The 12,684-nt window shown below is 65.2% G+C and carries 12 protein-coding genes; 4 read left to right on the top strand and 8 right to left on the bottom strand.

Annotated elements, in window-relative coordinates; all coding sequences use genetic code 11:
* Positions 1-92 precede the first annotated feature (92 nt).
* The 3 genes from H0523_RS00915 to icd form a co-directional block, all read right to left on the bottom strand.
* On the bottom strand, positions 93-1,364 hold the full coding sequence (locus H0523_RS00915) for an O-antigen ligase family protein (RefSeq protein ID WP_054433089.1): 1,272 nt from the start codon (positions 1,362-1,364) through the stop codon (positions 93-95).
* Positions 1,365-1,494: 130 nt separating this feature from the next.
* The gene (locus H0523_RS00910) at positions 1,495-2,472 is read right to left on the bottom strand and encodes a glycosyltransferase family 9 protein (protein WP_054432993.1); all 978 of its coding nucleotides are present in this window, start codon (positions 2,470-2,472) and stop codon (positions 1,495-1,497) included.
* Positions 2,473-2,731: 259 nt separating this feature from the next.
* Complete coding sequence (icd, locus tag H0523_RS00905) at positions 2,732-3,988, bottom strand: NADP-dependent isocitrate dehydrogenase (protein WP_006393232.1); 1,257 nt, start codon at positions 3,986-3,988, stop codon at positions 2,732-2,734.
* A 205-nt stretch (positions 3,989-4,193) separates the two neighbouring features.
* Here icd and H0523_RS00900 point away from each other — a divergent pair, with 205 nt between their 5' ends.
* A complete protein-coding gene (locus H0523_RS00900; protein ID WP_054432991.1) occupies positions 4,194-4,619 on the top strand; it encodes a DUF1841 family protein in 426 nt (141 codons plus the stop codon).
* A gap of 77 nt (positions 4,620-4,696) precedes the next feature.
* Here H0523_RS00900 and H0523_RS00895 read toward each other — a convergent pair whose 3' ends face one another.
* Both H0523_RS00895 and H0523_RS00890 read right to left on the bottom strand, forming a co-directional pair.
* Positions 4,697-5,059, bottom strand: a complete 363-nt coding sequence (locus H0523_RS00895) for a c-type cytochrome (protein ID WP_006393230.1) — start codon at positions 5,057-5,059, stop codon at positions 4,697-4,699.
* Positions 5,060-5,073: 14 nt separating this feature from the next.
* The gene (locus H0523_RS00890) at positions 5,074-5,427 is read right to left on the bottom strand and encodes a c-type cytochrome (RefSeq protein ID WP_035360031.1); all 354 of its coding nucleotides are present in this window, start codon (positions 5,425-5,427) and stop codon (positions 5,074-5,076) included.
* Positions 5,428-5,605: 178 nt separating this feature from the next.
* Here H0523_RS00890 and H0523_RS00885 point away from each other — a divergent pair, with 178 nt between their 5' ends.
* Together H0523_RS00885 and H0523_RS00880 are read left to right on the top strand one after the other, a co-directional pair.
* Positions 5,606-6,487 (top strand): AAA family ATPase, encoded by an 882-nt coding sequence (locus tag H0523_RS00885; RefSeq protein ID WP_054432989.1) that lies wholly within the window; start codon positions 5,606-5,608, stop codon positions 6,485-6,487.
* A 22-nt stretch (positions 6,488-6,509) separates the two neighbouring features.
* Positions 6,510-7,682 (top strand): vWA domain-containing protein, encoded by a 1,173-nt coding sequence (locus tag H0523_RS00880; protein ID WP_054432987.1) that lies wholly within the window; start codon positions 6,510-6,512, stop codon positions 7,680-7,682.
* Between the two features lie 41 nt (positions 7,683-7,723).
* Here the strand turns inward: H0523_RS00880 and H0523_RS00875 are convergent, their stop codons facing one another.
* The 3 genes from H0523_RS00875 to H0523_RS00865 all read right to left on the bottom strand — a co-directional run bounded on the left by H0523_RS00875 (position 7,724) and on the right by H0523_RS00865 (position 9,648).
* Complete coding sequence (locus H0523_RS00875; RefSeq protein WP_054432984.1) at positions 7,724-8,281, bottom strand: GNAT family N-acetyltransferase; 558 nt, start codon at positions 8,279-8,281, stop codon at positions 7,724-7,726.
* Between the two features lie 92 nt (positions 8,282-8,373).
* Positions 8,374-8,754 (bottom strand): hypothetical protein, encoded by a 381-nt coding sequence (locus H0523_RS00870; RefSeq protein ID WP_006393225.1) that lies wholly within the window; start codon positions 8,752-8,754, stop codon positions 8,374-8,376.
* 294 nt (positions 8,755-9,048) lie between these two features.
* The gene (locus H0523_RS00865) at positions 9,049-9,648 is read right to left on the bottom strand and encodes a GNAT family N-acetyltransferase (protein WP_054432982.1); all 600 of its coding nucleotides are present in this window, start codon (positions 9,646-9,648) and stop codon (positions 9,049-9,051) included.
* Positions 9,649-9,759: 111 nt separating this feature from the next.
* Here H0523_RS00865 and H0523_RS00860 point away from each other — a divergent pair, with 111 nt between their 5' ends.
* Positions 9,760-12,513, top strand: coding sequence for a M16 family metallopeptidase (locus H0523_RS00860; RefSeq protein WP_054432981.1), 2,754 nt, complete (start codon positions 9,760-9,762; stop codon positions 12,511-12,513).
* Positions 12,514-12,684: the final 171 nt, after the last annotated feature.

The following is a 12,684-nucleotide window of genomic DNA, read 5'->3' as shown; positions in this document are numbered from 1 at the left end:
GGATGCGCCACGCGCGCGCGAAAAAAAAGCAAGGCCGCCGGGGCCTTGCTTTTCAGGATGACGGCGCGGCCGCGACGGGCCGTCCGGATCCGCTATCGTTTCGCCGCGAGGCGCTGCTGCGCCAGCCCGGTGCGGGCCGAGGTCAAGGCATACAGCACCACCACCGTCAACGCATAGATCGGCACGCTGCGCATGTTGCGGAACATCATTTCCGACAGGCTGAAGACGAAGTAGCCCAGGCAGAACAGCATGCCGATCTGCGAGCCCACGTGCACCACGGGGTCGTCGCTGGCGGAACGGCGCCAGAAGACCGCGGCGGGGATCAGGTACAGCGCCAGGATGCTGAGCAGCCCCAGGAGGCCATAACCCGCCAGCGCCCCGAGCATGTCATTGTGGGGTTCGCCGTAATCGGTCGAGACCAGCTCGGTCACGATGCCCTGCTTCTGCAGCTTGACCAGTTCCGGCCGGAAGTTGGGCACGCCCACCCCCACCAGCGGGCTTTCCCTGAACATCAGCCAGGAGGCCTTCCAGAGCTGGATGCGAATGCCCACCGAGGTGTCACGGTCATGCTGCTCATAGCGGCTCACGTCCGACACCATGTTCTTCCAGCGGCTTTCCTTGCTGTTCCAGGACAGCACTGCCCCCACCGCCATCACCACGACCAAGGCCGCCACGAAGATGAGCTTGGTACGGCGTTGCCACTGCCGTTTGGTCAACAGGTAGACCAGGCCGAACACCAGCAGAAGCGCCCAGCTGCTGCGCGTCTGTGAAACCCAGACGCCATACAGGCTGACCGGCACCGCGGCGATCTTGAGGGCGGCTTCCAGCCTGGGCCAGGGCGACAAGCGCCAGGGCAGCGTCAGCAAGGAGGCGAAGCCAAACAAGATCGTCAAGTCGGCGAATGCCACCGCGTTGTAGCGGCCGCCATACTCGGACACCGCGCCACGGCCCAGGCTGGGTTCGTAGATGATGTACACCAGCATGAGCGACCCGGCAAAAGCGCCGAACAACAGGCTCCACTGCACTTGCTGCAACCAGTTGCGGGGCACGCGCAACAGCATCCAACAGACGGGCACCGCGAGGGCGAAACGCAGCAGCTTTTCAATTTCGGAAGAGCTCCAGACGCCCAGGTAGCTGCTGCTGATCAGCATCGCGATGAGCGGCGCCATCAGCGCCACGGCCATCGCCGACATCTCCTTCAGCGCGAAAGGTTCCCGGTGCTGGACAAGATTGGCCGCCATTGCCACCAGCGCGATCAATGCAGTCAGGTAGAGGATGGCGGGCCCCCCCACGGCACTGGTCAGTGCCAAGGCGGGGATCAGCAGTGTCAGGAACGCGACACCGCGCAGGCATGGAATGGACATCATGGGATTCAGTTCGGCCTTTGGCAGGACCAGTGATACTTTAGGGGAGAGAATTGGCGGACGCGGCAGGCTATGACACGTTATGCGGATCCGGCAGGCCATCCCGCGAAACCGTCGCGCAGGGTCGGAGTCAAGAACGGACGACCTTTGCAGCCGCCATGGATTTTTTGTAGTCCCGCGTCAGGCTTTCAAACGCCGACATGACGCTGCCCGGCCGCAGCCACTCGCGCCACAGGCGGTCACGCCAGCGGCCTCCGGGAATATAGACGGGATACGCGATGCGCGACATCGACCAGCCCGGACGCCAGGCCTTGGTCCGGGTGGGCCGGCCGGTCAACGTCAAGGTTGGCACGCCGACGCTGGAGGCCAGATGGCCAATGCCGGACTCGTTACCGATGAACCAGCCACATTCGTGGATGAATGCGGCCACGTCGGCCAGGGAGGGGGACTGCTGGATCGCCAGGCCGGCCTCGGTCAGGCAGGTCCATCCGGCGCGCTCATGAGGCGCCAGGATGAAGACGGGCTCATAGCCCTGGCGCTGCAGGCGCAACCCCAGTTCGACGAAATGCCGCGGCGCCCAGCAACGCTGCGCCCCGGTGGACGACGGATGCACCGCAACCCTTTTGTCGAACGCGCGATGCCGCCCCGCCATCGGTGGACGCAGGCCGATATCGGTGCCCGCCAGCGACAACCCCAGCGCATCGCGGCAATAGTCCCGGATCTGGTTGAGCTTGATGAACCCCTTGCCGGTGATCACCACGTGGGCGTCGTAATAGAAATAGGACGCGGCACAATCATGCAGGGCGTATGGCCAGCCGACGTGCATCTGCGCCGCGCAATCGTAGTCGGCCAGCACCGCCGACGCCTGCTCCTGCGGCAGTGACGGCCGGATATCCATGCCGGGAAACCAGCTGCGCAGGCCGTAGGCGAAATCGCCAAAGACCGTGACCTGGCGCCCGTGCGCGACCAGGTTGAACGCCATGGTCATCATCAACAGCGTGTCGCCCAGCCTCGGGGCCATCAATAGCGCTACCCGCCCGGCATCGCGCAGGCTGCGGACGCACGCCGAAGCATCATAGGGCGGCATATTGGGAGCGGGTTGGGCCATGTCTAGGAAATATCAGCGGAACCGGGTCAGCAAAACTGAGCCAAGAGTATCAGCGGTGGAGGGAAAAATGCAGCATTGCTGAACATATAAATTATACCGCCGTAACAATAACAATTTGATTCGTTTTGTCTTGTGTTGGTATACGAGGCGCTAAGGAATTCCCTTATTTCCGATATAGATCTTCACATGGACCGCCGTAAAAAAAGCCCGCGAGCCTTGCGGCTTACGGGCTTTTCAAAGACTCACCGATAAGGCCCGGTCACATATTCTCGATCATCACCTGCCCGAAACCGGAGCACGACACCTGCGTCGCGCCCTCCAGCAGCCGGGCGAAGTCATACGTGACCTTCTTCGACAGGATCGACTTCTCCATGCTGGAGATGATCAGGTCGGCCGCCTCGGTCCAGCCCATGTGGCGCAGCATCATTTCCGCCGACAGGATTTCCGAGCCCGGGTTGACGTAGTCCTTGCCCGCGTACTTCGGCGCCGTGCCGTGGGTGGCTTCGAACATCGCGACCGAATCGGACAGGTTGGCGCCCGGGGCGATGCCGATGCCGCCCACCTGCGCGGCCAGCGCGTCGGAGATGTAGTCGCCGTTCAGGTTCAGGGTGGCGATGACGTCGTATTCGGCCGGGCGCAGCAGGATCTGCTGCAGGAACGCGTCGGCGATGACGTCCTTGACGATGATCTCGCGGCCGGTCTTGGGGTTCTTGAACTTGCACCACGGGCCGCCGTCGATCAGCTGCGCGCCGAATTCCTTCTGCAGCAACGCATAGCCCCAGTCACGGAAGCCGCCTTCCGTGAACTTCATGATGTTGCCCTTGTGCACCAGGGTCAGCGACGTGCGGTCATTGTCGATGACGTACTGCGCCGCCTTGCGCACCAGGCGCTCGGTGCCCTCGCGCGACACCGGCTTGATGCCGATCGACGAGGTGTTCGGGAAACGGATCTTCTTGACGCCGAGCTTGGTCTGCAGGAACTGGATCAGCTCCTTGGCCTGCTCGCTGTCGGCCATGTATTCGATGCCGGCGTAGATGTCTTCCGAGTTCTCGCGGAAGATCACCATGTTGGTCTTTTCGGGTTCGCGCACCGGCGAGGGCACGCCCTTGAAATACGCCACCGGGCGCAGGCAGACGTACAGGTCCAGCTGCTGGCGCAAGGCCACGTTGAGCGAACGGATGCCGCCGCCCACCGGCGTGGTCAGGGGGCCCTTGATCGAGACCACGTAGTCCTTGACCACGTCCAGGGTCTCGTCGGGCAGCCAGACGTCCGGGCCGTAGACCTTGGTGGCCTTCTCGCCGGCGTAGACCTCCATCCAGTGGATCTTGCGCTTGCCGCCATAGGCCTTCTGCACGGCGGCGTCCACCACCTTGATCATGACGGGCGTGATGTCGGCGCCGGTGCCGTCACCCTCGATGTAGGGCACGATGGGCTGATCCGGCACATTCAGCGAGAAATCAGCGTTGACCGTGATCTTCTGGCCCCCAGCGGGCACCTTGATATGTTGATAGGACATGAATGCTCCATTTGCTCCGAGTGGTTTTTCTGCACGCGCGCCGCATCGGCTGGCGTGTGGTCCGCGGGCCGCGCGGCCCTGGCGAAACGCACACTGGATAGCGGATAGCAACCAATTCTATATCGCATTGCGGCCCGCGGGCGGGCGGCGCCCCGGCGGGCGGTAAAATAAAGCCCTCTCTGGCCAGCATGGCATCCGTCTGACAATGTTCAACCCTTCCCGCGACCAAGTCCGCGAATTCTTCATCGAAACCTGGCGCAAGCACCGCGCCAACGAGGTCCTGACCCCGCTGGAGGCCATGGCCCTGGACTGGATCATCGAGCATCCGGAATACCACGCCGATCTCGAAAGCCCCGAGGCCATGACCGCCGAATACGCGGTGGAAAAGGGCCGCACCAACCCGTTCCTGCACCTGTCGATGCACCTGGCCATCGCCGAGCAGCTGTCGATCGACCATCCGCCCGGCATCCGCAGCGCCTACCAGCGCCTGGTGGCGCGCAGCGACGCGCACCAGGCCGCGCACGAGATCATGGAGTGCCTGGGCCGGGTCGTCTGGGAAGCGCAGCGCCTGGGCACCCCGCTGGACAGCGATACCTACATCGACCTGATCCGCCAGCGCGCCGAGCGCTAGCCCCTGGCGCGACACGAGCGCCCAAGAAAAAACCCTCGGTCTCCCGAGGGTTTTTTGCATGCGGCCGGACCGTCGCGCTATTTGCGCACGCCCAGGTCGCTGGGCTGGGCCGACAGCCACGCCGCCACGTTGCTGATGTCCTGGTCGGACAGCTGGGTGGCGAAGGCGCCCATGATGGGGTTCTTGCGCACGTTGGCCGTGGCCGCGCTGCCCGAGGCGCCGCGGCGATAGGCCTTGAGCGCATGCACCAGGTAGTCGGCGTGCTGGCCGGCCAGCGTCGGATAGGCCGGGTCCACCGCCGTCTTGGCGTCGGCGCCGTGGCATGAGGCGCAATTGAATTTGTCGAAGACGGCCTTGCCGGCCGCCAGATCCTGGGCCTGGGCAGTCGCGCCCGAAATGGCCAGCGTCGCGCCCGCGAGGGCAAGCATGATGCGGTTCATGTGATTGCCCCCGGTTATTTCAGGTTCGAGTAGTAAGCGGCCAGGTCGGCGATGTCCTGGTCGGACAGGCTGCCGGCAATGGCATCCATCGTGGGATGGCTGCGCGCGCCTTTTTTGTACTCGTTGAGGGCGGTCTCGATGTACTTGGCGTTCTGGCCAGCAATCATCGGTACGTGATAAAGCTCGGGGAAGGTCGCCTTGTAGCCTTCGATGCCATGGCAACCGATGCACATGGAAACCTTGTCACGGGCATTCTGGACATTACCGACCGGCGCTGCATCCGCAGCTACTGCCTGGCCGGCGATCGCACAGGATGCCAATGCGGCCAGCAGGGAAACCGAGTACTTCAGAGAGAATCGCAACTTCATTGGGATGGCTCTTCTTGGTATGGCTTGAGGACTAGGGCCTGCTCACACGGAAAGGCCCCCGGCAAACACGTTGCGGGTCGAACCCAACTGCAAAACCGCCTGATTGTACGATAATTGTCTAGGATTAATACCCAAAAATGGCCTTGATCCCCATCAACCCTGAGAAGTCCGCTGATCCATGTCCGCTGCCCAGACCGCTCCTTCCGCACCGCACGCACGCTTCGATGGCACCGACCGATACGTCGCCACCGATGACCTCAAGCTCGCCGTCAACGCCGCGCTGACGCTGCAGCGCCCGCTGCTGATCAAGGGCGAACCCGGCACCGGCAAGACCATGCTGGCCGAGGAAGTGGCGCGCGCGCTGGGCCGCCCTTTGCTGCAGTGGCACATCAAGTCCACCACCAAGGCGCATCAGGGTCTTTACGAATACGACGCGGTGTCGCGCCTGCGCGACTCGCAGCTCGGCGACGAGAAAGTCCGCGACATCCGCAACTACATCGTGCAGGGCACGCTGTGGCAGGCCTTCGACGCCGAGCAGCCGGTGGTGGTGCTGATCGACGAGATCGACAAGGCCGACATCGAATTCCCCAACGACCTGCTGCGCGAACTCGACCGCATGGAATTCCATGTGTACGAAACGCGCCAGACCATCGCCGCGCGCCATCGGCCGCTGGTCATCATCACCTCCAACAACGAGAAGGACCTGCCCGACGCCTTCCTGCGCCGCTGCTTCTTCCACTACATCCGCTTCCCCGACCGCGACACCATGCGCGACATCGTCGCGGTGCACTTCCCCGAACTCAAGCAGGACGTGCTGCGCGCCGCGCTCGACACCTTCTTCAGCCTGCGCGACGCGCCCGGCCTGAAGAAAAAACCGTCGACGTCCGAACTGCTGGACTGGCTGCGCCTGCTGCTGGCCGAGGACGTCAGCGCGGCGCAGATCGACGCGCACACCGCGACCGCGGTGCCGCTGATGGCCGGCGCGCTGCTCAAGAACGAACAGGACGTGCATCTGCTGGAGCGGCTCGCCGCCATGACCCGCGGCGCGCCGCGCCGCTGACGCATCCTTCACGGCGCCTGCCATGCTGATCGACTTCTTCTACCACCTGCGGGCGCACAAGCTGCCGGTCTCGGTGCAGGAATACCTGACGCTGGTGGACGCGCTGCGCCAGGACGTGATGACGCCCACGCTGGACGACTTCTACTTCCTGGCGCGCACCGCGCTGGTCAAGGACGAATCGCTCTACGACCGCTACGACAAGGCCTTCGGCGCCTACTACAAGGGCATCGAGGCCGCGCTGCCGGCCGGCAAGGACATCCCGCTGGACTGGCTCATCAAGCAGTTCGAGAAAAGCCTGTCGCCGGAGGAAAAGGCCGCCATCGAGAAGCACGGCTGGGACAAGCTGATGGAGCTCTTCAAGGAGCGCATGGAAGAGCAGAAGGAACGCCACGCCGGCGGCAGCAAGTGGATCGGCACCGGCGGCACCTCGCCCTTCGGCAACGGCGGCTACCATCCCGAGGGCATCCGCGTCGGCGGCCAGTCGGCCGGCAACCGCAGCGCGGTCAAGGTCTGGGACATGCGCCAGTTCAAGGACTACGACGACCAGGTCGAGCTGGGCACGCGCAATTTCAAGGTCGCGCTGCGCCGCCTGCGGCGTTTCGCGCGCGAAGGCGCCGAACTCGAACTGGACCTGGACGACACCATCGCCAGCACCGCGCGCAACGCCGGCCACCTGGACCTGCGCATGGTCCCGGAGCGCCACAACACGGTCAAGGTGCTGATGCTGCTGGACGTCGGCGGCAGCATGGACGACCACATCGGCCGCGTCGAGGAACTGTTCTCCGCGGCCCGCAGCGAGTTCCGCAATCTCGAGGTCTACTACTTCCACAACTGCCCCTACGAGAGCCTGTGGCAGAGCAACCGTCGGCGCCAGAACGAACGCTTCGACACCTGGGACGTGCTGCGCAAGTACAACCCCGACTGGCGCCTGATCATCGTCGGCGACGCCACCATGAGTCCCTACGAGATCCTGCAGCCGGGCGGCTCGGTCGAGCACTACAACAAGGAAACCGGCGCGCAGTGGATGCGCCGGCTGCTGGACGCCTGGCCCAAGTCGGTGTGGCTCAATCCCGAGCCCACCGCGTCATGGCAGTACCGCCAGTCGATCGCGCTGATGCGCGACATCATGCAGGACCGCATGTACCCCGTGACGGTCGCGGGGCTGGAACAGGCGATGCGGGTGCTGTCGAAGTAAGGCGCCAGCCGCGCGCCGCGGCGCCGTTGCGGCGACGCGCGTCAGCCATCGACCGGCCGCGCCGGCGTGTCCAGCGTCAGCTGGTAGAACGCCAGGTCGAGCCAGCGGCCGAACTTGAAGCCAGCCTCGCGGATGGTGCCGGCGTGCGCGAATCCCAGCTTCTCATGCAGCTTGATGCTGCCCTGGTTGGCCGCGTCGATGCCGCCGATCATCACGTGCACCTGGTTGGCGCGGGCGCGCTCGATCAGCACGCGCATCAGTGCCTCGCCCAGCCCCTGCCCGCGGAAACGGCCGTCGACATACACGGAATGCTCGACCGAATACTTGTAGGCCGGCCAGGCGCGGAACGTGCCGTAGCTGGCGAACGCCATCAGCTCGCCCGCCGCGTTCTCGAACCCCACCACCGGGAAACCGCCGCCCGCCTTGGCCTGGAACCAGCCCAGCATCGCCTCGCGCGGGCGCGGCTTGTAGTCGTACAGCGCGGTCGAGGTGACGATGGCCTCGTTGAAGATGGCCAGGATCTGGTCCGCATGGCGTTCATGCGTGCAATCGACCAGGATAGCGCCGCGCGGGGCGCCGTTGTCAGCGTGCGTAGTCATGGCGCGGATTGTAGCGAGCCGCCCTGACCGCCAGATAAAAAAAACCGGCGATGTCGCCGGTTCAGTGAGGGGACTGCCGCTTCTGGCCACTCTCAGGCGGCGCGGCTCTCCACAGATCGGTTGGCGCTGCCGGCCATGCTGCGCATCCCCGGGCACTGGCGCCAGGACAGTTCGTCCGCATCCATGTCCAGGTCGAACAGGTCATTGGCCGCGGGCCACGGATGCTGGCGCGCCTCGGCGCCCTCCATCTCGAGCACATGCCCGGCAAAGCCTCGCGGCGATCCTCCGCACTCGGCGAAATAGCGCTGGGCGCGCAGGTCCACCACATAGGTGGTCATGTCATGGGTCAGTATGGCCACGAATTGGCCGTCATCACTGGCATAAGCGTACTGAAACTGCCCTTTGATGCGGTCGCCGCTCATGGGGCTGCCGGTCAATTGGGACAAGGCACGCGTGACGATCTCGGTCAGCATGGGTCGTTCCTCCGAAAGATGCGCCGGCAGGATGCCGGCGGCGAAGGCGCGAACAACAAGCACCGTCGTCGCCCGTGGGGCGCGAGGCGCAATCCGGCATGCGGCCGGTCTGCGACCCGGCAGGGCGGCGGCTGGCGTTGGACGGGAAACCTGTAGACGGCTGTCGCGCATCCCGTCGACAACAGCAACTACGTTCCGCAAAGCTTACACCCGCGCCCGCCCCGATCTCAAATCGGCCGCGCCACGCCAGGGTGTTGCAACGCAACATTCCGGCATGGCGCGGCCTGCCGACGCTTATGCCGCCGCGAACGGCCCCATGCCTGCGCCTGCGTCACCATTTTTCTGCGCATGCCAGGCCTCGCGCGCCAGCCGGTACAGCACGTGCGTCTTCAAGGGATGGCCGTCCGGCACCGCCGGATGCTCGAAGCGCTGCGTATCCTCACGCATGCCCAGGCGCCGCATCACCGCGCGCGACGGCGCGTTTTCCGGCACCGTGAACGCCACGATCTCGGGCGCGCCGACCTGTTCGAACCCCACCCGCAGCGCGGCCTGCGCCGCCTCGCTGGCATAGCCCCTGCCCCAATAGGGCGCCGCCAGGCGCCAGCCGATTTCCACGCCCGGCGCGAAGGGCAGCGTCGGCGCCAGCGCCTTGATGCCGACGAATCCGATGAACGGCGCCACGCCGGGCGCTTCCACCGCCCAGAAACCCCACCCGTATTCATCGATGCCCGCGGCCAGGCGATCGGCCAGCGCATCGCTTTCCTGGGCGGTCATCGGCAGCAGATAGCGGGTCACGCGCGCATCGGTGTTCATGTCGGCGAACGGCTTGCGGTCGGCCGCCAGCCACTGCCGCAGCACCAGGCGGGGAGTCTCGATTTCAAGGGATAGCGACATGCGCGGTTTTCCAGACAGAACGACGGACCGGCGCGCCAGGGGCCGCGCCCCTGAACCATTCACACCGTATACACTCCAACGGATTCTGCCATGCCAAAGGAATAGTCCGCCATGCGCCTGTCCATATCGAAGCTGCCGCGTCCGCTGGGCGCGCTGCTGTTCTCATCCTTCCTGGCCTTCCAGGCCGGAGCCGCCAGCCTGCCGGCCGGCGTCACGGAGGCCGCCTCGATTGAGGGCATCACCGAATACCGCCTCAGCAACGGCCTGCGCGTCCTGCTGGTTCCCGACGAATCCAAGCCCTCGACCACGGTCAACATGACCTACCTGGTCGGCTCGCGCAACGAGAACTACGGCCAGACCGGCATGGCCCACCTGCTCGAACACATGCTGTTCAAGGGCACCTCCACCACCCGCAACGCCATGGGCGAGTTCTCGCGCCGCGGCCTGCAGGCCAACGGCTCGACCTCCAGCGACCGCACCAACTATTTCGCCAGCTTCGCCGCCAACCCCGACACCCTCAAGTGGTATCTGGGCTGGCAGGCCGATGCCATGGTCAATTCCCTGATCGCCAAGGAAGACCTCGACTCCGAAATGACCGTCGTGCGCAACGAGATGGAAAGCGGCGAGAACAGCCCCTTCCGCATCCTCATGCAGAAGATGCAGGCGGCCGCGTTCCAATGGCACAGCTACGGCAAGAACACCATCGGCGCCCGCTCCGACGTCGAGAACGTCGACATCGGCCAGCTGCGCGCCTTCTATCACGAGTACTACCAGCCCGATAACGCGGTGCTGATCGTGGCCGGCAAGTTCGATCCGCAGGCCACGCTGGCCGACATCGAATCGACGCTGGGCAAGCTGCCCAAGCCCGACCGCAAGCTGCCGCCGGAATACACCGTCGAACCGGCCCAGGACGGCGAGCGCACGGTCACGCTGCGCCGCACTGGCGGCACCCCGCTGGTCGCCGCGATGTACCACATCCCGGCCGCCGGCAGCACCGACTTCGTGCCGTTCGACCTGGCCACCACCATCCTGGCCGACACGCCCTCGGGCCGCCTCTACCACGCGCTGGTGCCGACCAAGCTGGCCTCGGGCGTGTTCGGCTTCACCATGGAAAACCTGGATCCGGGCCTGGCGATGTTCGCCGCCCAGCTGACCCCGGGCAAAAGCCAGGACGCCGCCATGAAGGCGTTGACCGCCACGCTGGAAACGCTCGGCAAGAAGCCCTTCACCCAGCAGGAACTCGACCGCGCGCGCAGCAAGTGGCTGACCTCATGGGAGCAGACCTACAGCGATCCCGAGCAGGTCGGCGTGGCGCTGTCCGAAGCCATCGCCGCCGGCGACTGGCGCCTGTTCTTCCTGCAGCGCGACCGCGCCCGCAAGGCCACGCTGGCCGAAGTGCAGCAGGCCGCCACCACCTACCTGGTGCAGAGCAACCGCATCGAGGGCCGCTACATCCCGACCGACAAGCCGGTGCGCGCGCCGCAGATGCAACGCGTCGACCTGACCGCGGTGTTCAAGGACTACAAGGGCGATCCCGACTTCAAGGCTGCGTCCGCCTTCGACCCCACGCCGCAGAACATCGACCGCCTGACCCAGCGCAAGACGCTCGACCTGCCCAACGGCCCGGTACAGCTGGCGCTGCTGCCCAAGGCCACGCGCGGCAACCGCGTGCAGGCGCAGATGCTGATCCAGTTCGGCAACGAGAAAGACCTGCTGGGCCAGCGCGTGAATTCCAGCGCCGTGGCCGACCTGCTGACGCGCGGCACCGCCAAGCTGTCGCGCCAGGACATCCAGGACCGCCTCGACAAGCTGCAGGCCGAGCTCGGCTTCAGCGGCGGCGGCACCACGCTCAAGATCGCCATGTCGACCAAGCGTGAAAACCTGCCCGAGCTGACCCGCCTGGCGCTGGACATCGTGCGCAACGCCAACTTTCCCAAGGAACAGCTCGAGGAATACCAGCGCCAGCTCGAGACCTCGATCCAGAACGCCATGACCGAGCCGCAGGCCCTGGCCGGACGCGCCCTGGCCCGCCAGGACAATCCGTGGCCCGCTGACGACCTGCGCTACGTGCCCACGTTCGACGAATCGCTGGCCAGCATCCGCGCGCTGAACCGCGACGCGCTGGTCAAGTTCCACGCCAAGTTCTACGGCGCCGGCAAGATCGAGTACTCGGCGGTCGGCGATTTCGAGCCCGAGGCCGTCGAAAAGGCCGTCAAGGATGGCCTGGCCGGCTGGAAGCGCGCCCCCGCCTACACCCGTGTCGGCAATCCGTACCGCGACATTCCCGCCAAGCAGTTCGACATCGAGACCCCGGACAAGGCCAACGCGTTCTACATCTCGCGCATGCCCTTGAAGCTGCAGGACAGCGATGCCGACTACGCCGCGTTGTACCTGGCCAACTACCTGTTCGGCGCCTCGGAAACCTCGCGCCTGTGGAACCGCGTGCGCGAAACCGAAGGCCTGTCCTACAACGTGCGCAGCTCGCTGTCGGTCTCGTCGTTCGAACCCAGCGCCAGCTGGACCATGTACGCCATCTACGCGCCGCAGAACCGCGAGCGCCTGGAAAAGGCCATCGGCGAGGAACTGGCGCGCGTGCTCAAAGACGGATTCAGCGACAAGGAAATCTCCGACGGCATCACCGCCCTGCTGAACTACCGCAACCTGGCCCGCGCCCAGGACGACGTGCTGGCCGGCACCTGGCTCGACTACCTGCAGCGTGGCCGCACGTTCGAATGGTCGGCCGAGATGGACAAGAAGATCACCGCCCTCACGCCCGACGTGGTCAACGCGGCGCTGCGCAAGTACCTGCGCCCGGATGGCTTCAGCACCGCCGTCGCCGGCGACTTCAAGAAAAAGGCGCCCTGAGCGCCACGCCCTCCCGGCGTCCCCAGCCCCTGCCCCGGCAGGGGCTTTTTTTTGCCCGTGCGTTCCGCTCCCCCGGGTCGCTTCCGCAGTCGGACAGGAAAGACCATGCCATACGCGGGGAGATATCCCTATACGGCATTTATTACACGGTTATTTGGAAAGATGTTTTCA

It is taken from the genome of Achromobacter insuavis, from assembly GCF_902859645.1.
GTDB classification, from domain to species: Bacteria; Pseudomonadota; Gammaproteobacteria; order Burkholderiales; family Burkholderiaceae_B; genus Achromobacter; species Achromobacter insuavis.
The sequence above is the reverse complement of the archived record's forward strand: the minus strand, read 5'-3'. Positions and strand labels throughout refer to the sequence as shown.